At 59.8% G+C, this 18667-nt stretch carries 19 protein-coding genes and 1 tRNA gene; 13 read left to right on the plus strand and 7 right to left on the minus strand.

The window, feature by feature from the left end; translation table 11 throughout:
* Positions 1-8: 8 nt before the first annotated feature.
* Together ACHHTY_RS06480 and queD are read right to left on the minus strand one after the other, a co-directional pair.
* Positions 9-596: a 7-carboxy-7-deazaguanine synthase QueE gene (locus ACHHTY_RS06480; protein ID WP_395493288.1), complete on the minus strand. Its 588-nt coding sequence runs from the start codon at positions 594-596 to the stop codon at positions 9-11.
* Positions 597-604: 8 nt separating this feature from the next.
* Entirely contained in the window at positions 605-979 is a 375-nt protein-coding gene (queD, locus tag ACHHTY_RS06485) for a 6-carboxytetrahydropterin synthase QueD (protein WP_395493289.1), read from the minus strand.
* 205 nt (positions 980-1184) lie between these two features.
* Here queD and ACHHTY_RS06490 point away from each other — a divergent pair, with 205 nt between their 5' ends.
* Complete coding sequence (locus tag ACHHTY_RS06490; RefSeq protein ID WP_395493290.1) at positions 1185-2534, plus strand: DUF1015 domain-containing protein; 1350 nt, start codon at positions 1185-1187, stop codon at positions 2532-2534.
* Positions 2535-2790: 256 nt separating this feature from the next.
* On the opposite strand, the gene ACHHTY_RS06495 is transcribed toward ACHHTY_RS06490, so the two are convergent.
* Positions 2791-4617, minus strand: coding sequence for a YcaO-like family protein (locus tag ACHHTY_RS06495; protein ID WP_395493291.1), 1827 nt, complete (start codon positions 4615-4617; stop codon positions 2791-2793).
* Between the two features lie 186 nt (positions 4618-4803).
* The gene (gene leuB / locus ACHHTY_RS06500) at positions 4804-5883 is read right to left on the minus strand and encodes a 3-isopropylmalate dehydrogenase (RefSeq protein WP_395493292.1); all 1080 of its coding nucleotides are present in this window, start codon (positions 5881-5883) and stop codon (positions 4804-4806) included.
* A 721-nt stretch (positions 5884-6604) separates the two neighbouring features.
* Here leuB and ACHHTY_RS06505 point away from each other — a divergent pair.
* Positions 6605-6913: an alanine-zipper protein gene (locus tag ACHHTY_RS06505; RefSeq protein WP_395493293.1), complete on the plus strand. Its 309-nt coding sequence runs from the start codon at positions 6605-6607 to the stop codon at positions 6911-6913.
* A 124-nt stretch (positions 6914-7037) separates the two neighbouring features.
* On the opposite strand, the gene ACHHTY_RS06510 is transcribed toward ACHHTY_RS06505, so the two are convergent.
* The 3 genes from ACHHTY_RS06510 to ACHHTY_RS06520 all read right to left on the minus strand — a co-directional run bounded on the left by ACHHTY_RS06510 (position 7038) and on the right by ACHHTY_RS06520 (position 9181).
* Positions 7038-8039, minus strand: a complete 1002-nt coding sequence (locus ACHHTY_RS06510; RefSeq protein WP_395493294.1) for a L,D-transpeptidase family protein — start codon at positions 8037-8039, stop codon at positions 7038-7040.
* 3 nt (positions 8040-8042) lie between these two features.
* A complete protein-coding gene (locus ACHHTY_RS06515) occupies positions 8043-8975 on the minus strand; it encodes a TIGR01777 family oxidoreductase (protein ID WP_395493295.1) in 933 nt (310 codons plus the stop codon).
* A 132-nt stretch (positions 8976-9107) separates the two neighbouring features.
* Positions 9108-9181, minus strand: a tRNA-Gln gene (locus tag ACHHTY_RS06520).
* A 267-nt stretch (positions 9182-9448) separates the two neighbouring features.
* Here ACHHTY_RS06520 and ACHHTY_RS06525 point away from each other — a divergent pair.
* The 11 genes from ACHHTY_RS06525 (at position 9449) to ACHHTY_RS06575 (ending at position 18646) form a co-directional block, all read left to right on the plus strand.
* On the plus strand, positions 9449-9985 hold the full coding sequence (locus ACHHTY_RS06525; RefSeq protein WP_395493296.1) for a peroxiredoxin family protein: 537 nt from the start codon (positions 9449-9451) through the stop codon (positions 9983-9985).
* Positions 9986-10032: 47 nt separating this feature from the next.
* Positions 10033-10587: a nitrous oxide reductase accessory protein NosL gene (locus ACHHTY_RS06530; protein WP_395493297.1), complete on the plus strand. Its 555-nt coding sequence runs from the start codon at positions 10033-10035 to the stop codon at positions 10585-10587.
* Positions 10588-10741: 154 nt separating this feature from the next.
* Positions 10742-11038 (plus strand): hypothetical protein, encoded by a 297-nt coding sequence (locus tag ACHHTY_RS06535; protein ID WP_395493298.1) that lies wholly within the window; start codon positions 10742-10744, stop codon positions 11036-11038.
* Positions 11035-12252, plus strand: a complete 1218-nt coding sequence (locus ACHHTY_RS06540; protein WP_395493299.1) for an ABC transporter permease family protein — start codon at positions 11035-11037, stop codon at positions 12250-12252. Before ACHHTY_RS06535 ends, ACHHTY_RS06540 begins: the two co-directional genes overlap by 4 nt.
* A gap of 4 nt (positions 12253-12256) precedes the next feature.
* The gene (locus tag ACHHTY_RS06545; protein WP_395493300.1) at positions 12257-12964 is read left to right on the plus strand and encodes an ABC transporter ATP-binding protein; all 708 of its coding nucleotides are present in this window, start codon (positions 12257-12259) and stop codon (positions 12962-12964) included.
* A complete protein-coding gene (locus ACHHTY_RS06550; RefSeq protein ID WP_395493301.1) occupies positions 12964-14049 on the plus strand; it encodes a hypothetical protein in 1086 nt (361 codons plus the stop codon). Before ACHHTY_RS06545 ends, ACHHTY_RS06550 begins: the two co-directional genes overlap by 1 nt.
* 116 nt (positions 14050-14165) lie before the next feature.
* Entirely contained in the window at positions 14166-14735 is a 570-nt protein-coding gene (locus ACHHTY_RS06555; RefSeq protein WP_395493302.1) for a methyltransferase family protein, read from the plus strand.
* Positions 14732-15796, plus strand: a complete 1065-nt coding sequence (locus tag ACHHTY_RS06560) for an NAD-dependent epimerase/dehydratase family protein (RefSeq protein WP_395493303.1) — start codon at positions 14732-14734, stop codon at positions 15794-15796. The genes ACHHTY_RS06555 and ACHHTY_RS06560 overlap by 4 nt, the downstream gene beginning before the upstream one ends.
* The gene (locus tag ACHHTY_RS06565; protein ID WP_395493304.1) at positions 15793-16770 is read left to right on the plus strand and encodes a bifunctional UDP-N-acetylglucosamine diphosphorylase/glucosamine-1-phosphate N-acetyltransferase GlmU; all 978 of its coding nucleotides are present in this window, start codon (positions 15793-15795) and stop codon (positions 16768-16770) included. Before ACHHTY_RS06560 ends, ACHHTY_RS06565 begins: the two co-directional genes overlap by 4 nt.
* A 304-nt stretch (positions 16771-17074) precedes the next feature.
* Positions 17075-18235 (plus strand): cyclopropane fatty acyl phospholipid synthase, encoded by a 1161-nt coding sequence (cfa, locus tag ACHHTY_RS06570; RefSeq protein ID WP_395493305.1) that lies wholly within the window; start codon positions 17075-17077, stop codon positions 18233-18235.
* Positions 18236-18358: 123 nt separating this feature from the next.
* Complete coding sequence (locus ACHHTY_RS06575; RefSeq protein WP_395493306.1) at positions 18359-18646, plus strand: DUF904 domain-containing protein; 288 nt, start codon at positions 18359-18361, stop codon at positions 18644-18646.
* Positions 18647-18667: the final 21 nt, after the last annotated feature.

Raw genomic sequence — 18667 nt, forward strand, 5'->3', positions numbered from 1 at the left:
GGTCACGATCATAGCGAGGGGTGTCCCAGCAGAATGCGGGGGTCGAGCCGGCCGGCGACGGGGGAAAAAATCAGATTGAAGGGGGGGCCGAGGCGGAAATCGGCCATAAGCTGCCGGGCCCAGTCGTAATCGGGGCGATCACAGAGGACAAACTTGATTTCATCCCGGCTGGTCAGGCGCCGGAAGTTTTCCCGGTCCAGCTGGGGAGCCATGCCGCTGCCCGGACACTTGACATCCATGATGCAGTGGACCGCCGCGGGTACCCGGGCTATAGAAATGCTGCCGTTGGTTTCCAGCAGAACCCGGCGGCCCCGGGCCAGCAGCTGGCCCATCAGGGCATAAACCCCTTCCTGGAGCAGGGGCTCGCCCCCGGTGATTTCCACCCTTTCCGCCGCCGGCAGCCGGTCGATGGCGGCCAGCAACTCGTTAATTCCCTGGAAATTTCCCGGCTCTTCATAGCTGTAGCGGGCGTCGCAATAGGTGCAGCGCAGGTTGCAGCCGGCCAGGCGGACAAAAATACAGGGGTAACCGGCATGGCTCGACTCCCCCTGAATACTGTAAAATATTTCCGAGACCAGCAGGCCGTTGCCGTCCATGGCCGCCTTCAGCGTTCTTCCCGGTAAGTAACTCCGCAGGCATCGGTTTCCAGAACGGTCACTTTGTAAGGGCGATAACGCTCGCTGAGCAGGCTTTTTTTCAGTTCCTGGAAAATATGGCGGGCGATATTTTCCGAGGAGGGGTTGATGGCTGCGAAGGCCGGAAGCTCATTGAGATCACGATGATCGAGCTCGTCGATGATGACCTTGAGGGCCGCTTTCAAATCGCGAAAATCAAGCCCCATCCCCAGGTGATCGAGATCGTCGGCCAGGATGGTGACCTCGACCTTCCAGTTGTGACCGTGGGGTCTTTCGCAGTTGCCGGGATAGTTGCGCAGGTGATGACCCGAGGAAAAATGGGTGGTGGTGAATATTTCGAACATCAAATCGCTCCTTTCGCCAGAATGGGATAAAGAAAGACCGCTTGCAAGGCGGGCAATTTTTGAATAAGAATGGCAACTCGTTTTATACCTTATGCCGATCTGAAAAGACAGGGTTAATGAGCCTGGTTCAGCTGGCTGCGCCCGGGCTGAGCGGCATCTCAATAATTTTTGTCCAATTACTTTTTTTGTCAAGGAGCAGACTGAAATGGCCGTTATCGCCCCTTTTCGCGCCGTGCGTTACAATCCGGCAAAAATCCATGCCATCGAAGAGGTGGTCACCCCGCCTTACGATGTCATTGATGCCCAGGTTCAGGCGGCTCTGTCGACCAAGAACCCCTACAATATGATCCGGCTCGATTTGAGCAAGAACGTCAAGAGCGGGGAGATGACCTCCGAGCGCTATGCCGGGGCCGCCGAGCTTTTTGGCCGCTGGCAGGCCGAGGGGGTTTTGCTGCGGGAGGAGCGGCCGGCGTTTTATTTTTACGAGATCGATTACCGGCGCCCGGGAGGGCAGACCCTCACCCGGCGCGGTTTTCTCAGTCGGGTAAGGCTGGCGGAATTCAGTGAAGGGATTGTCAAGCCCCATGAAAAAACCTTTGCCGGGGTTACCTCCGATCGCCTGAAGCTTCTGGATGCCTGCCAGGCCCAGTTCAGCCCGATTTTTTCGCTCTATTCCGATCCCCGGGGCGAGGTGGTCAACCGGTTGGCCCAGGGCCGCCCCGATGCCCCGCTGTATCTGGTCACCGACAGTGACGGTTGCCAACATCGCCTCTGGGCCGTTACCGACCCGGCAGTGCTGGCGGCGGTGGGCGATTATTTCCGGGACAAAGCGCTTTACATCGCCGACGGCCACCATCGCTATACCACCGCCCTGCAGTATCGGGCCCTGGCCCGGGAACGGGAAGGCCGGGTGGAGCCGGAAAGTCCGGCCAATCATACGATGATGTATCTTTGCGGGATGGAGGATCCGGGTCTGAGCGTCCTGCCCACCCACCGCCTGTTGCGCCTGCCCGGGGCGAAGGCGGGGGCAGATTTGCTGGCGGTGCTGGCGGAATCATTCGAGGTGGAGGAAATCACCACCGGATCGCGGGAGAGCCTGCTGATTGAGACCTTCAGCCGGATGGCGGAGGGCCAGGAACAGGGCAAGAAAACCCGTTTCGGCATGTATCACCCCGGCGAGGACCGCTGTTTCCTCCTGACCATGAGGAACGGCGTCATGGACCGGGAGGCCGGCCACCAGCCGCAGGCCTTGCGTGAACTGGACGTGGTGGTGCTCTCTGATTTGATCATTGACCGTCTGCCGGATCTCGATAAAAGCCGTTGCGTCCAGGGAGACCTGATCGACTATTACAGCGACGCCGATGAAGCTTTGGACGTGGCGATCAAGGAGGCCCGCCAGGGATCGGAATTGACCCCGGTGCTCTTTCTGATGAACGCCACCCGGGTGGACCAGGTGAGGCGGGTGGCCGATGAAAATCTGGTGATGCCTCATAAATCGACCTTTTTTTACCCCAAAATCCTCACCGGCCTGGCCATCAATCCCCTGGCCGACTGACTGGGCCTGGTTGTCCGGAGCACCGGGACAACCTGAACCCGGCCCCGGGTCAATTTCTTTCAGCATTAAACATCCCGCTGGAGCAGCGCTCCGGCGGGATGTTATTTTCGGGGGAAGGCAAAAAGCGGGAGAGTTAGCGGCGGCAAGGCTAAAATCTGCCGTAACGCCGGGGAAATATGGCTTACGGCAAGAGGCAAGCGTCCGTTAAGGCCGCATATTCAGCTAGCCTGCTCTGCTGGTCCCGCAAAAGGCGAAGCTAGCCGGCGTTTACCCGGGCGGCCTGGCCTTGTTCGGCAAAGAGCTCATCCAGGTTGGCCCGGGCGAATTCCAGGGAGGGGTCCATGGTCAGGGCGATCTTGAAGTTGTGGGCCGCCTCGTCGTTGCGGTTCAGCCTGCGCAGGTTGACGCCCAGGTTGGCAAAATCGATGGCCGAGGCCGGATTCAACTCGATGCTGCGGGTGAAGTGGGCCACCGCGTTTTCATAAGCGGCCATTTTGTAGTGACAGAAACCGAGGAGATTGTGGATGTCCGGCCGCTCCTCGTCCAGCTCGATCCCCTGGTGCAGGACCTTGATCGCCTCCTGGTAGCGGCCCATGTTTTTGAGGCAGTCCCCCATGAAGGAATAGATGTAAGGCAGATCCTCGGCCTCCGGGTTCAGGGCGAGAGCCCGGTTGAAATGGACCATCGCTTCCTGTTGCCGCCCCAGGGCCATCATGTTCTTACCCAGGTAGAACTCGATGAAATAGGCCTGGGGCAGCACCGCCTTCATTTTGTTGAGCTGCTCGATCTGGACGGAGGGGGCGGCGATCTCTTCATGCACCAGCTTGGCGGCAAAGAGTCCGGCGTTTTTGCTCATCGAGCGTTCCCGGAAGTGGGCCCCGGGAACGATGGTGTAGATGGCCGGGATCTGCAGGTCGGGGTGGCGCACGTCAAGCAGCAGGACCTCCAGATCCAGCTTGGCAAGAGCTGCCAGGCAACGCTCGATCTCAACCTTCATGTTGTGGTCGGAGAGGTCGGGCAGATCACCCAAGCTCACGGTCCGGCCGGGATTGATGATGTAATCGACTTCATCCAGGGCCAGGGGTTTGGGCAGGCCGCTGGCCACGTAATTGGCCTTGGTGTGAAAATCCCCCGCCAGCTGGGCCACTTCGGTCAGGGCGCGGATCAGGGCCTTGTTGGGTTCCGGGGTGGTGCCGGCGGTGTAAACGATTTCACTGGTTTCGGGAAAGGTGGCCGGGTCGATGGCCAGGGCGCCCACCGTGGGAATGCCGGTGTCCAGACTGAAGTCGTTGAGGTAAACCCGGATTCCCTGGCGGGTGAATTTCGCCAGCAACTCGCGGGCTACCGGGTCGTTGATCGATTCCGGGTCGATGAGCGGAGCCTTGATCCGGTCATGGGTCACCAGGGCACAGACGTGGCGTTCGACGATCTCGCTGATCCCTTGCAGAATCGCCTCTTCGTAAGTATTGCCGGCCGAAGGTCCGTTGAACTCGTTGATGGCGTAGAACCAGGAAAAGGGGACCAGTACCACTTCACCCCGGTTGAGGTTGGTGGCCCAGGCCCATTGGATGGGAATATCGGCAATCAGTTCGGCCAGGGTCTCCGGGGCGGTGTTCTGGTCATGGACCGACTGGAGCAGGCGCTCAAGGGGCAGCAGGGGCAAACCTTCGGCCTTGAGTTCGGCATAGGTGGCTCGGATGAAGTTGGCCGGGTTTTTCTTGAAGCTGAAGAAGCTGAAGCGCTCGCCCAGTTCCATGCAGGCACTGGCCTGGGATTGGGCGGGGGTGCTGCCCTTGCCCATCTGTTTCTTGTTGCCGATGGTCTGGTAGGCATCTTTGCCACAGACGCTGAAATAGACCGGGATATCGAGCCGGCCGGTGTCGATTCGCCGCACCCCGTTGAGGATATCCAGCTTGACCTCGGCCAGTTTCCGCTTGAATCGGGCCACGGTCTCTTCGGGGCTGCAGACCTTGTCCTGGTCATAGGTATAGGTTTTGCAACAGTCCCCAAAGGTAAGCGGGTCCGGCATGGGGGGGCGCAGGGTGGGGTTGCTCATGACGATTATCGGTCCTCTGCTGATCAATGGAGCAGTTGCTGGCACCATTTTCTCAAGATTTGAAGTCTGAACAGGCTTAGGCCGTATTACCTGGCGGCAAGGGGAGGCCCGGTCCGGCGCTGTTCTTTCCGGCGCCCGGGTCCGGCGGCCGCCGGCTTAAACGAAACGGCGCTGCTCCCGGCTCCCGGCTTTCCGGCCGGCCGGATAGTCGCGTTATTGGGCGATGGCGGCGGCGATGGCATCGCCCATGGCAACGGTATTGACCGCTTGGCTTTTGTCCACTGCGATATCGGCGGTATAAATTCCCCGGCCCAGGGTTTGGGCCACGGCCTGCTCGATGGCATCGGCAGCCTCGCCGAGCTGGAAGCTGTAACGCAGCATCATCGCCGCGGAGAGAATCTGGGCGATGGGATTGGCGATTCCCCGGCCGGCAATGTCGGGAGCCGAACCGCCCGCCGGCTCGTAAAGCCCGAAACCGGCCTCGTTGAGGCTGGCCGAGGCCAGCAACCCCATGGAGCCGGTCATCATCGCGCATTCGTCGGAAATGATATCGCCGAACATGTTGCCGCAGAGCATGACGTCGAACTGGTGGGGATCGCGGATCAGCTGCATGGCCGCATTGTCCACGTAGATATGGTTCAGGGTGACATCGGGATAGTCGGCGGCCACCTCCTTGACCACTTCCCGCCAGAGCACCATGGTGGTCAGGACATTGGCCTTGTCCACCGAAGTGACGATATTGCGGCGCAGGCGGGCGGCCTCGAAGGCCCGCCGGGCGATGCGGTCAATTTCTCGGCGGGTGTAAACCATTGTATCGTAGGCTTTTTCGTCCGGGCCGCTGCCCTCGCGGCCCTTGGGCTGACCGAAATAGATATCTCCGGTCAGCTCCCTTACCACCAGCAGATCGAAGCCGGCCCCGACGATATCGGGACGCAGGGGGCTGGCCGCGGCCAGGGAAGGAAAGACCCGGGCCGGCCGAAGGTTGCAGAACAATTCAAAGGTCTTGCGGAGCGGCAGCAGCGCCGCCCGTTCCGGTTGCTGTTCCGGCGGCAGGTTTTCCCACTTGGGCCCGCCCACCGAGCCGAAAAGAATGGCATCACTGGCCCGGCACAGCTCCAGGGTACTGGGGGGCAGGGCCTGGCCGTGGTTGTCGATGGCGCAGCCGCCGACATCGGCATACTCATAGCTCAGGGCGAAATCGAAGCGGCGCTGGGCCGCGTCCAGAACCTTGATGGCTTCCCGCATAACTTCGGGACCGATCCCGTCACCGGGCAGAACCGCGATCTTTATCATCTTTAAAACCCCTTATTTGACTTTGTTTTCGTTAGCGAAGAACCGGCCCCGAACGTGAAGGTTGCAGAGAGTAGAACTTGCCGGTTGTCATGCAGTCCCGCCGGCCTGAAGCCGGTCGTGGCCCGGCCCGGCAGCCTGTTCCGGCCCCTTGCCGGTTGCCGGACTTTGGCATGGATGCCCTGCTGCGGCAGGACTTGGCAACATACAGGATAAACGCCACTTTTTTCAAGCTGCTTATGGCGGCAAATCATATTTTCTTGGCAGTTATCGGGGGTTAATCAACCGTCAGGCGGCAGGAAGTTTACCTTTGGGCTCTTCGGGGGTGGGCTGGTAAACAAGACGATCGGCAGGCCTGTGGCCTGACTCAATCCAGAGCCTACGGAGTTGCCGGAAGCCGGTCCTGTCGCCGGCTTCGTGTTCGATTCCGCTGAGCGTCAGAGCTGCTTATAGGCCGGGAAAAAGGAGCCCTCGAAAAAGTTGCCCCCCTTGTCCCCGGCAGCTGGCGGGCTGCTCTTCCTAACACCTAGCAGGTTCAACTGTTGACATCCATCTTGAACCTGATTAAAAAAGGGGCAGGTCGACCGCGATGGCGACAAGCTGGTTGGAGGCGAGGTTCGTCTTGCAATTTGGTTGATTTTTTCAGCGATGTTGTGAGACAATCCTGTCAGTATGCTGTCAAGCGGTCAGAACAATTAATTCAGGAAGAATGGAGGAGTTGGCAATGAAAAAATTACTCGGTCTGGTTCTTGGTCTGGCGCTGCTTTTTTCCGCCGGTTGTGCCACAACCCAATACGTCGATGAGCGGACGGGCTCGACGGAGGCCAGGATGGATGCCCTGGAAGCAAGGGTCAACAGCCTGAGCAGCGACGTTGATGCGATGAAGGTGGAGTTGCAGCAGGTAAGGGATATGGCCCAGGAAGCCAGGGATTCCGCGGCCCGGTCGGCCCGGGCCGCCGATGCCGCCGCCGCCAGGGCGGAAGAAGCCTTCGCCAAAGTAGAGAAGGCCTTCGAGTTGCAGCAGAGAAAATAGTTGTGGTGGGCGGACGACTGGGGGGGGGCGGCGCTGCCGGCCCCCAGTCCCACCGCTCAATCTTTTGCGGCCGACTGATTGGCGCTGCCAGCGTTAGCCCGGTGCCCGGCCGGAGCTGCTTCGGTTAACTTCCGGAACTGATCAGGACCGCAAATCCCTGTCCGCGGCGAACGGCTTCCTCCAGCCGGCGCCGGTCAATCTCTCCCTCCAGCCCCTTTTTCCGCAGGATTTTTTCCGCTTCAGCCAGGTACTGGCGCCAATGACTGGCCCGCTCTCCCTCGGGATGCACCTCGATATAGATGCTTTCTTCCCGGCGGCCGATTTTTACCGGCTGGTTGATAATCCGCACCGGGGTTCCTACTTCGGCCATGGCGAAGAGAACCGGTATATCTTCGGGATAGAGTCGGATACAGCCGTGGGTGGCGCGCCGGCCGATGGACCAGGGCCGATTGGTGCCATGAATATAGTAGCTGCTGCGGGAAAGCTGCAGGGCATGGGTGCCCATGGGGTTGTCCGGGCCCGGCGGAATCACCGCCGGCAGGTAGGGGCGCCTTGCCCGGATGGAGGCGGGCGGGGTCCAGCTGGGATCGCTGAGTCTGGCGGTAATCGTGAAATCACCGCCGGGAGTATCGGCGTCAAGAACCCCGATCCCTACCGGAAAGGTAATCACCAGGTCTTCCCCGTTCCGTTGAAAAAAATAATAGAGCCTTTTCTCCGCCAGGTTAAGGAGGATGCCTTGGGAGAACGGGACCTCGGGGAGCACCTTGGCGGCGGGAATCAGCACCTTGGCCCCGTCCCCGGGCAGAAAGGGCTCCAGCTCGGGATTGGCCATGGTAATCTCCCGGTAGCCGAGCCCGTAGTCGCGGGCGATTTCATGCAGTGATTCCCGGCCCTGGACGCGATGTTCGCGGAGCGAGCCGATAACACTCCATTGGCTAAAGTCATAGAAGTGGACCGCAGCGGAGGAAATTCGGGGCGGCGATGATTGCGGCTCGTCCTGGGAGTAGGCGCCGGCGGGCGGCAACAGGCAAAAAAAGATCAGGGCCAGCAAAATCCTGACCCCGGGGCAAGAGAGGCCGGAGCCCGAGCCGGGCCCACCGGCAGACCGGAGGAGAAATTTAACCATATTCTATTTCTGGTCGGGCGAAGTTTTAGGGCCCACCAGGTCGACCAGGGCCTGGTCGATGGCGGGAAACTGGAAAGCAAACCCATGTTTTTGCAGCACGGCGGGGATCATCGCCGGGCCGGTCAGGAGGACCGAGCTCATTTCCCCGAAGAGCAGGCTCAACATAAAACCGGGCACCGGCAACCAGGTCGGGCGGTTCAGGGCCCGGCCCAAGGCCCGGGTGAATTCCGCGTTGTTGATCGGGTTGGGCGCGCCGCAGTTAACCGGCCCGGATATCTCCGGATGCTTGATCAGGAAAACAAAAATCGCGGTCAGGTCAGCGAGATGAATCCAGGGAAAGAACTGGCGGCCGCTGCCGAGCCGCCCCCCCAGTCCGAGGCGGAAAGGGGTCAGCATTTGGGACAGGGCTCCGCCGCCCCGGCCCAGGACTACGGCCAGGCGGGTTGCCACCACCCGGTGCCCATGCTGGCCGGCCCGGAAGGCCTCCTTTTCCCAAGCCACGCAGACTTCGGCCAGGAAATCCCGGCCCGGTCCGGCCGCTTCGGTTTTGACCTCGTCGCCCTGGCCGCCGTAATATCCCGCCGCACTGGCATTGATCAACGTTTTGGCCCCGTCGGGTCCGGCGGGACCCATTGCCTCTACCAGATTGCGGGTGGCAAGGATCCGGCTGTCAAGAATCTGCCGTTTGGCCGCCGGGGTCCAGCGGGTAAAGATGCTGGTGCCGGTCAGGTTGATGACAACCTGGGCTCCGGCTGCTTCCTGCTGCCAGGGGCCGGGCCGGGTCGGGTCGCCGTTGACCACCTTGACCGGGGCGGGCAGTTGCCCGGCCTTGCCAGGATTCCGGACCAGGACCCGGACCTGGTGGCCCTCGGCCAAAAGATGGGGGATCAGGGCGCTGCCGACAAAACCGGTGGCTCCAGCCAGAAAGATATCCATCTGCTATACCTCGGCAAATAAGGACCGCGGCTCAAAGCCGGCTGGTCCGGCGGTTGTTTCCGGGGACCTGACTGTTGGCCAGCGGCACAAAAAAAGGGGCCGCGGATATTCCGCAGCCCCTTGGTTCCGCAATGGCTGGGGGACAGGGATTCGAACCCCGACAGGCAGAGTCAGAGTCTGCAGTCCTACCATTAGACGATCCCCCAGAAGGAAAGAGCACTTATAAAAAAAGGGGCCTGCGATGTCAAGAGGAAACCTCACTGGGATTATACGGTTTCAGGCTCCAAAAAGCCAGAACTCTGGGAGTATTTTCTCGATCTCGCTGGGCCCGGCAAATTGCCGGCTACCTGGGGGCAGAGAATTTCCCGGGAACCCTTAATTTAAACCAGTCTTGTGTCCAGCCGTACTTTCGGCTAATTTGAGCTGGCTGGCGATTGCCACAAAGTGTCCTGTTGAGCCCAAAGGGAGGTCTTATGGGGAGTTTCGAGGGGGAGAGGGGAAGTTGGCGGCTGGTTGCCGGGCCGGCCTGGCGGCTGCTGGGGATTGCCCTGCTGCTTTTGCTGGTGGGAGCCTGCGGGCAGGAGCGCAAGCTGCAGCTGGGTGATCCGGCCCCGGATTTCAGCGCCGTGGATCAGCACGGCAACCGGATCAGCATGGCCGAGTTGGCCGGGCGGCCGGTGGTCCTCCGCTTCTGGTCGGTGGACTGCAAGTACTGCCGGGCCGACACCCCCGTTTTCAATGATTATTATCGGCGCTACCAGGATCAGGGTCTGATGATCATTTACGTGAGCCGCAATGAAGACCAGGCCATGGTCCAACGCTTTATCGCCGACCTGGAAATCGAGTTTCCGGTCATCATTGACCGTGACGGACTGATCGCGGAGAAATACCGGGTCAAGCTTGATCCCCAGGCCATTTTTATCGATCCGCAAAATCGCCTGACCGCCGCGGTGCTGGGCGGGGTAGGGGAAGCGGAACTGGAAAGATTGATCGGGGGGTATTTGCAATGAGGAGTTATCTGGCGGCAGCAGGATTTGGGGGAATCGGGAACTGGCGGATGGTGCCTGGAGTTGTGGGCGGAATTTTTCTGCTGCTCCTGCTGGTGATCGGCTCGCCGACCCCGGCCTGGGCCGAGATCGGTCAATCGGCGGCGGTCGGAGAAAGGCCGGAGCTCTTGCCGGCTCCGGTGGGAAAAGTTGCTGCCCGGGAGAAATGTCCGGTATGCGGAATGTTTGTCGCCCGTTATCCCGAGTGGATAAGTCAATTGCACCTTGATGGCGGCGAAGTTCATTTTTTTGACGGGATGAAGGACCTGCTGGCCTATTATTTCCATCCGGCAAACTTCGGCGGTCGGGCCGAAGCCCAAGTCAAGGCAATCTGGACCAAGGATTATTATACCCTGCAATGGCTCGAGGCCCGGCAGGCCTACTTCGTGGTCGGCAGTTCGGTCCATGGCCCCATGGGGCACGAATTTCTGCCCCTGGCCTCCCGGGAAGCCGCCGATACCTTCATGCGCGACCACCAGGGGCGCGAGATCCTGACCTTTGACCAAATCACCGCCGAGCGGGTGCAGGCCATGCGTTCCGGCCATCGGATGGGGCCCGGTCATTGAACCGCCTTCTGCCGGACAACATAGTAACCTCCCCGGGGTTCGGCGGCGATTCGGCAATCCCGGAAGCGATGATTGCCGCGATGATCGTCGCGGTGGCCTTTTGCGGCAACGGGATGGTCAGCCGGATAGTTGTGCAGACTAAAGGGACTGCCTGATGCGACCCGTCGCCCTGGCCTCCCTGGGACTGTTGATTCTGCTGGCCTGCGGAGCCCTGTTGCTGATTCAAGGCCGGGGGCTGGCGGATCGCCAGCAGGTCGCCTTGCCGGTCCTGGAGATCGCGGTGGCCGGTTTGGGGCTGACCGATCTCTGTCTGGCCACCGAGGCCCGCTATACCCGCCATCCGGCAGTGAGCGATCCCCTGGCGCCCTTCATGAGCCATCCCGGCAGCATCGAGCATTTTCCCACCGGCTCTTTCTGGGCCCCGCCGCCACCCTATCGGCGGCAACCATGAACAAAGCCCTGGCCAAGCAACTCAACCTGGTTGATTTCGCCCTCTCCTCACTCTGGCGGCGGCGCTGGAAGAACGGGGCGGTCCTGCTGGTTTTCGCCGGGGTCATTTTCCTGATCTCCTCCTTTCACCTGGTAACCACTGCCCTCACCGCCACCACCCAGCGGGTGCTGGCCCCGGCTCCGGACATCGTCATCCAGAAAATGACGGCCGGCCGCCAGGAATCGATTCCCCTGGCTTACCAGGAAAAGTTGACCGGCCTGTTCGGCATCAAAAAAGTGGTGCCCCGGATCTGGGGTTATTATTTCGACGAGGTGCGGGAAGCCAATTTCACCGTGATCGGGGTGGATCCCGAGCAAATGCCGCTTGCCGAGCATCTCGGCCAGGCTCTGGCCCGCGGCCACTTTCCCGCCGCTCCGGCCAATGCCGCCGCCCCGGAAGCGGAGATCGCCCCAGCGGCCCTGGGCAGTCTGGTCAGCGAGGCTTTGGAACTGGAGCACGGTGCCTTTTTTTCCCTTTTCCGCCCCGATCTTTCCTTGAAGACCCTGCAGGTCAGCGGGCTTTTCCGGCCCGAGAGCGACCTGCTCACCGCCGACCTGATCGCCCTGCACATAGGCGAGGCCCGCGATCTGTTCCAGGTTCCCGCCGGCTTGGCCACCGATCTCTGCGTTTATGTCTACAATCCGGCGGAAATCACCAACCTGGCCCGCAGAATCGCGGAAATCCTGCCCGACAGCCGGATATTGACCCGGGAACAGATCGCGCGGACCTACCAGGCGGTATTCGGCTGGCGCAGCGGTTTTGCCGCCGTTTGCCTGCTGGCCGCCCTGGCCGCTTTTGCCATCCTGGCCTGGGACAAGGCTTCCGGGCTTTCACCGGAGGAGCGGCGTGAGGTGGCGGTACTCAAAATCGTCGGCTGGGAAACTCCGGATATCCTGGCCCTGCGCGGTTGGGAGGCTCTGCTGGTGGCGGGGTTTGCCTTCCTCCTGGGGCTCTTGCTGGCTTACATCCATGTGGTTTATTTTGCCGCCGGCCTTTTCCGGCCGGTGATGGTGGGCTGGTCGGTGATTCACCCCCATTTTACTCTGATTCCCCAGCTCGAGGCCCGGGACGTCCTGCTGCTCTTCAGCCTCACCGTGCTGCCCTATCTTGCCGCCACCGTGATTCCCACCTGGCGCTGTGCCTCGGTTCCGGCGGAGGATGCCCTAAACGGATGATATAATGGCCAAAACAATGCTGATTGAACTGGAGCAGGTCAACAAAATCTACAACCGGGGCAAGGCTAACGAGGTTCGGGCCTTGCGTGATGTCGATCTGCGGGTGGCCGCCGGTGAGTTGGTCTGTCTGAAAGGCCCCAGCGGGTCGGGCAAGAGTACCCTGCTGGCCATCATCGGCTGTGTTTTTCCGCCCAGCAGCGGCCGGGCCGCCATCGCCGGCCGGCAACTGGCCCGCTTGCCGGATCGTTTTCTCACCATTCACCGCCGTGAAACCATCGGCTTTATCTTTCAGCGCTTCAATCTGCTGCCGGCCCTTTCGGTGCGGGACAACATTATACTGCCCCTGCTGCCCCTGGGGGTGCCCCCCAAGGAATGCCGGAGAAGGGCCCGGGTTTTGCTGGAGCGCCTGGGCATTGCCCACCGGGAAAACTTCCCCGCCGGCCGGATTTCCGGGGGCGAATTGCAGCGAGTGGCCATTGCCCGGGCTCTGATCAACAACCAGCCCCTGATTTTGGCCGACGAACCCACCGCCCACCTGGACAGTCGCTTGAGTCACGAATTCATGGCGATCATGGCTGAACTCAAAGCCGCCGGCAAAACCATCATCATCACCTCCCACGATCCCCTGGTGGCCGAACATCCGGCCATCGACCGGGTGGTGGAGGTGCATGACGGCAGAGTGGGGGACACCGCTCCCGAGGATCACGCCTGATGCTCCTGAACACCTGGTCACTGGCGCTCAGCCTGGGCAGTCTGCTGGTGGTTTTTCTGCTGGCGGTGGCGGCGGTGAGCGCCGTCCGGGTTTTGCGATACTGGAACCCGGCCAGTGACGATGCCCGCCAGATCGGACTGGAAAGTGAAATCTGGCTTTCTTCCACCCTGGTGGCCTATGCCCTGGGGATTCAGATCGTCAGCCTGGTGCTGCTGGTCCTGGCGGCCGACGAGTTCGCAGGGGTTATCACCGGAGCCATGTGCGCCACCGGCACCCTGCTGGCCAACGATTTCGGCATTCCGGCCCTGTTGCTCAAAATGACCGGGGTATTTTTCTATGGTTTCTGGCTGGTACTGCATCGCCTGGATACCCGCTCCGAGTTTTATCCCCTGGTGCGGCTTAAGTGCTGGTACCTGCTGGGAATTATCCCCCTGGTGGGCGCCGATATCGTCCTCCAGACCCTTTACCTGCTCAACCTCCAGCCCGACATCATCGTCTCCTGCTGCGCCGTGGTTTTCAGTGCAGCAAGCAGCGGTTCCCAGTTTATGGCGGAAATGGCCGGCAACCGGCTGGTTCCTTATTTTTACGGGACGATGATCCTGTTGGCCCTGCTGGGCGGGCTTGTCGCATGGCGCCAGCGGAAGTTTGCGCCAGCGGCCGAGGCGGCCGCCGCTGAACCGGGTCGGGCGGACCGGCTGCTACTGGCCGGCTACGGCCTGACCTGGGCCTTTTTTCTGCCCCTGGCCCTGCTTGCCATCATAACCGTAATCTCTTCTTATATCTATGCCATGCCCTTTCATAACTGTCCCTTTTGCATCCTCAAGCCGGAATACGCCTATGTCGGCTTCGCCATATACGGCACTCTGCTGCCTGCTGCCTTTTTGGCCATCTCCGCTCCCGCCGTCGATCTGTTGCGCCCCCGCTTCCGCCTCAACGGGGTGGCGACACGCCCGGCCGCCGGAGAGGAAGTCGTGACCGCCTATCAGCGCTTCGCGCTGCGGATTTCCCTTTTACTGCTGGTTCTGTTCGCCTTTTTTTCATCCTTTCACTTATGGCGCTACTTTATCATGGGGGGAGAGGTTTGATCCGGCCGCAAATCGATCTTACCGCTGATTGTGGTGCGGGTATTTGTTTGGTATGGTTCCAGAGGGTTTAGGTTTTGACCGGGTTTGTCTGGATGCTGTGAGGGGAGGGGGATCCTGTGAATCTGACCGGTTTTTTTCTGAAATTTGTCGGCAAGGACTATTCGCCAGCCTATAAAATAATATCCCTGCTGCCGGGGACCTTGGTTTTTCTGGTCCTTTCCCCCCTGGTTATTTTTCTGTTAGCCCGTTATTTAAGCGGGTTCATTCCCCTGGTCTGGCCGCGCTTCCTGGAACTGGTGGTCATGGCGGGGGCCCTGGCCATCGCCATGGTTTTGATGTTCTGGGCTCTTTACGAGCTCTGGTTTAAGGGTGAGGGCACCCCGGCGCCCATTACCCCGACCAGAAAACTGGTATGTACCGGTCCCTATCGTTTCTGTCGCAACCCCATAGAACTCGGAACGATTCTATACTTTCTCGCCCTGGGGATCTGGTTCGATTCCCTGACAACCGGGATTTTTTGTTTAATTTTCGGTCTGCTGCTCGGCAGCGGCTATATCGTGCTGATCGAGGAGCATGAACTCCGAAGTCGTTTTGGGGCTGAATATGAAAAATATTACCGTGAGACGCCCTTTATGGTTCCCGGGGCGCGGCTTAAGAGAAAAGAGCCGGCAAGGCAAAACAGATGAGTGATACAGAGACCAAAACCGTATTGGTCGTGGGCGCTACCGGATTTCTCGGGCCGGCCCTGGTGGAGGAATTTGCCGTGGCCGGATTCCGGGTGATCTGCGGCGTTCGCAGTCCGGACAAGGCCGCCCGCCAATGCGGCCTGCCCGCCGATCAATGCATCATCATTGATTGCAACGAGGATCTCGATGTCGGCACCTGGCTGCGAAGGCTGCGCGAATGCGCTCCCGACGTGGTGGTCAACAATGTCGGCATTGCCAACTGTTTTGGGAGCCAGAGCCTGGAAAACGTCAATGTCCGGGCGCCGTTGGCCCTGTTCGAGGCGGTCCGGCTCTATCGTACCGAAAAAATGCGCTCCGGTCCCCCGCGGGAATATCTGCCGGTGGTGCAAATTTCCACCACCGGGGTTGGCTGGCCGGATTATGAGCGGTTCGCCTATCCTCTGACCAAAATGATGATGGAAGAAGCTTTGGCCACCATGGATGAGCTGGACTGGATCATTGTCCGCCCCAACGTGATTTTCGAGCCGGGTCGAGGGCACTTGCTGCTGGAAAGGATTGCCTCTTTCCCCCTGGTTTTTTATATTGGCCGGGCCTATATTCAGCCGATCCATTGCCGTGAACTGGCCGTCGGAGTCGTCCGGCTGGTCCAGCAGATTCCGGCCAGCCGCCACCTCGTTTTTACCGCCGCCGGCCCGGAGGCCCTGACCTGGAAGGAAATTTTTCAACAGTCCAAGCAGGCCCTCAACAAACATTGGGGCATTTTCCTTCCCGCCCCTCTCAAGCTCGCCCAGCTTTTTACCATGCTGGTTCAGCGCCTGCCGGAGGGAATACTCCGCCGGCTCGGTATTTTTGCCAAGATGGATCCCGAAACCATGGTGATGATGACCCGGGGCAGTGAGGCGGACAACCGGCAATGGTTGCGTTATACCGGCGTTCGTTCCCTGCGGCTTTTCGAGTCTTATGACGCTTACGGCCAGGGTCCTGAGGCCTACGGGGAGTTTATCCGGCGATTGCGGGAAGAGCATCTTACTTATGGAAAGGAAATAACAAAAGAAGCATGAATAATTCACCCCTTCATATTCTGGTGCTGGCGGCGGGGAAGGGCACCCGGATGCGCTCGGCCAAGGCCAAGGTGCTCCATGAAATTTTCTTCGCCCCGATGATCGTCCATGTCTTGGCTGCGGTGGCGGCCCTCAAGCCGGCTTCCACCAAGGTGGTGGTGGGTCATCAACGTGAGGAGGTGATGGGGGTCCTCGCCGGTCGGGGGCTGGAATTCGTGCTGCAGGAGCAGCAGAACGGCACCGCCCACGCGGTTTTAGCCGCTGCTCCCAGCCTGCGGGAGGGTGAGGGGACGCTGCTGATCCTCTGCGGCGATACCCCCCTGGTTCGCCCGCAAACCCTGGCGGCCCTGCTGGCCGCCCATCGGGAGCGGGGGGACAAATTGACCGTCATGACCACCCGGGTGGCCGAACCCTTCGGATATGGCCGGATCATCACCGATCGGGCCGGCAGGCTGGCAAGAATCGTGGAGGAAAAGGACGCTTCGGATGAGGAGCGCTTGATCAATGAGGTCAATGCCGGCATCTATTGCGTCGAGATCGATTTTCTCTTCCCCGCCCTGGCAAAAGTCGGCCGGGATAATCGGCAGAGGGAGATGTATCTTACCGATATTGTTGAAATCGCCTGGGCCTCCGGCCAGCCGGTCCACCGCTACTGCTGCCCCGATTCCGACGAACTGCTCGGGGTCAATTCCCGGGTTGAACTGGCCCGGGCTCACGCCATCCTGCAAATGCGCCGCAACACCGAGCTGATGCTCAGCGGAGTCACCATCATGCAGCCGGAAACGACCCTGGTGGCCCAGGAAGCGGTTATCGGCCCCGATACGGTCATTCACCCCCACGTTCAGATCAGCGGCCGGAGCAAAATCGCCCCCGGCTGTCGGATCAACTCCTTCGTCAAACTCCATGACTGCGTTCTGGCCGAGGGGGAAGAAGTTGCCTCCTTCAGTGACTTAAAAAACCAAACCCTGCCGTGATGAATCAGGATAAAGTTTTTTGCTCCTGTAAATCCCTGCCAATTTAGGCGTATCAGCCAGGTCTGATTTCGAGAGACTCGAGTCGGGGCCTGCTGCATCAAGGTTGATAACCTGTAATGATCCTCCGCCGACCCATAGCCGATGCTTGCCCCTGGTACCATGAGGTTTTTCCCCTATAGCATTGATCTGACGAACTAATTGATCTATTGCATCCAGAGAGGTGTCGTGCTAGCATAAATATACTTTGGTTACCGGCAGCATCGTGCTGAAACCAGAACGGATTATCATGTAATGGGGGGAATTCATGATATCCAGAACTGTACGCAACTTGTTGGAGCAAAGCGGAATCGTTGTCGGGGGAGCCAACCCCTGGGACCTCCAAGTGCATGACTCAAGGTGGTACCGCCGGGTCTGGCGGGACAAAAACCTGGGCCTGGGGGAGTCCTACATGGATGGCTGGTGGGATTGCCGACAGATCGACGGCATGATCCACCGCCTGCTGATCAACGGCCTGCACCGAAAGGTCAAGGGTGGGGCCGCTCGCCTGGCGCATGAATTGCCCGCCGTCCTCTTCAACCTGCAATCGGCGGTACGGGCCCGGATAATCGCCGAACAACATTACGACCTCGGCAATGACCTCTTCCTGCCCTTGCTCGATCCCAACCTGCAGTACAGCTGTGCTTATTTCGTCAACGGCGACGATGACCTGACGCAAGCCCAAATTAACAAGCTGGACTTGATTGCCGCCAAGCTCGACATCCAGCCCGGTGATCGGGTTTTGGACATTGGCTGTGGTTGGGGAGGGCTGGCCCGCTATTTTGCCCAACATTACCGCTGCCGGGTGACCGCGGTAAATATTTCCCGGGAGCAGCTTAAACATGCCCGCGAAATATGTCGCGGTTTGCCGGTGGATTTTCAGGATTGTGATTATCGCGCCATCGAGGGTTGCTTTGATAAAATCGTATCGGTGGGCATGTTCGAGCATGTTGGCCGCAAAAACTATCGTATTTTCATGGAAGTGGCCTCCCGCTGCCTGCGTCCGGCAGGCATCTTCCTGCTGCATACCATCGGCAGCAACATTTCTCGCCGCGGCTGTGATCCCTGGATCAACAAATATATTTTTCCCAACAGCATGTTGCCCAGCATTGCCCAGATTGGCCGGGCGGCCGAGGGTCTCTTTGTCATCGAGGATATCCACAACCTTGGCCCCCACTACGATCGCACCCTGATGGCCTGGAATCAAAATTTCCAGCGGACCTGGCCCGAGCTGCTCAACCGCTACGACGAACGCTTCAAGCGCATGTGGGAATACTACCTGCTCTCCTGCGCCGGCGCCTTCCGGGCCAGGAACATTCAATTGTGGCAAGTTCTCATGACTAAACACGGGACCGGAACCGAGCAACCCTGCTGTCGGATACCGGTGGGCGAAAGGGAAATGAAGCCTGGAAAATTTCTTGACCGGTGAGATTGCTCACGGTAGAGTGAAGCTCTATTCCATTTTATGAATATTGTTTGACAAGTCTTTGATTTTTCAGTTTTGTCTGCCAATCAATACGGGATTGTCTTTTGCTCTGGGAGAGTAGACGCGATGAGTCACGAGGAAAACCTTAACCGCCTGGAAAATATTGTTAACAATCTGCTGAGCAAACTCGATGCGGTTGCCGCCGATAAGCAAAGTTTGGCGGAGCAACTGCGCCAGGCCAGCGGTGAAAAGGCCGAACTGCAGGAGGAGTTGACCAGGTTGCGGGAAGAAAAGGAACAGGTTCGGCACCGGGTCAGCGGACTCATTGATTCCATCGAGCAGTGGGAACGCAATTTCACCGGTCGGGCCGATGAGGACGAAGCCGAGCCGACCTCCTCTGCTCCGCCGGCATGAAGCGGTGCTGCCATTGCGTCG

The organism is Desulfurivibrio nitratireducens (assembly GCF_044068515.1).
GTDB lineage: Bacteria > Desulfobacterota > Desulfobulbia > Desulfobulbales > Desulfurivibrionaceae > Desulfurivibrio.

Excerpts from the sequence above, each read along its gene's own strand:
- ACHHTY_RS06490 (WP_395493290.1), top strand. The coding sequence starts at position 1,185 with ATGGCCGTTATCGCCCCTTTTCGCGCCGTGCGTTACAATCCGGCAAAA.
- ACHHTY_RS06515 (WP_395493295.1), bottom strand. The coding sequence starts at position 8,975 with ATGGATATCTTTCTGGCTGGAGCCACCGGTTTTGTCGGCAGCGCCCTG.
- leuB (WP_395493292.1), bottom strand. The coding sequence starts at position 5,883 with ATGATAAAGATCGCGGTTCTGCCCGGTGACGGGATCGGTCCCGAAGTT.
- ACHHTY_RS06545 (WP_395493300.1), top strand. The coding sequence starts at position 12,257 with ATGGCCAAAACAATGCTGATTGAACTGGAGCAGGTCAACAAAATCTAC.
- ACHHTY_RS06525 (WP_395493296.1), top strand. The coding sequence starts at position 9,449 with ATGGGGAGTTTCGAGGGGGAGAGGGGAAGTTGGCGGCTGGTTGCCGGG.
- ACHHTY_RS06510 (WP_395493294.1), bottom strand. The coding sequence starts at position 8,039 with ATGGTTAAATTTCTCCTCCGGTCTGCCGGTGGGCCCGGCTCGGGCTCC.
- ACHHTY_RS06550 (WP_395493301.1), top strand. The coding sequence starts at position 12,964 with ATGCTCCTGAACACCTGGTCACTGGCGCTCAGCCTGGGCAGTCTGCTG.
- ACHHTY_RS06540 (WP_395493299.1), top strand. The coding sequence starts at position 11,035 with ATGAACAAAGCCCTGGCCAAGCAACTCAACCTGGTTGATTTCGCCCTC.
- ACHHTY_RS06505 (WP_395493293.1), top strand. The coding sequence starts at position 6,605 with ATGAAAAAATTACTCGGTCTGGTTCTTGGTCTGGCGCTGCTTTTTTCC.
- ACHHTY_RS06530 (WP_395493297.1), top strand. The coding sequence starts at position 10,033 with ATGGTGCCTGGAGTTGTGGGCGGAATTTTTCTGCTGCTCCTGCTGGTG.
- ACHHTY_RS06535 (WP_395493298.1), top strand. The coding sequence starts at position 10,742 with ATGCGACCCGTCGCCCTGGCCTCCCTGGGACTGTTGATTCTGCTGGCC.
- cfa (WP_395493305.1), top strand. The coding sequence starts at position 17,075 with ATGATATCCAGAACTGTACGCAACTTGTTGGAGCAAAGCGGAATCGTT.
- queD (WP_395493289.1), bottom strand. The coding sequence starts at position 979 with ATGTTCGAAATATTCACCACCACCCATTTTTCCTCGGGTCATCACCTG.
- ACHHTY_RS06480 (WP_395493288.1), bottom strand. The coding sequence starts at position 596 with ATGGACGGCAACGGCCTGCTGGTCTCGGAAATATTTTACAGTATTCAG.
- ACHHTY_RS06560 (WP_395493303.1), top strand. The coding sequence starts at position 14,732 with ATGAGTGATACAGAGACCAAAACCGTATTGGTCGTGGGCGCTACCGGA.
- ACHHTY_RS06565 (WP_395493304.1), top strand. The coding sequence starts at position 15,793 with ATGAATAATTCACCCCTTCATATTCTGGTGCTGGCGGCGGGGAAGGGC.
- ACHHTY_RS06575 (WP_395493306.1), top strand. The coding sequence starts at position 18,359 with ATGAGTCACGAGGAAAACCTTAACCGCCTGGAAAATATTGTTAACAAT.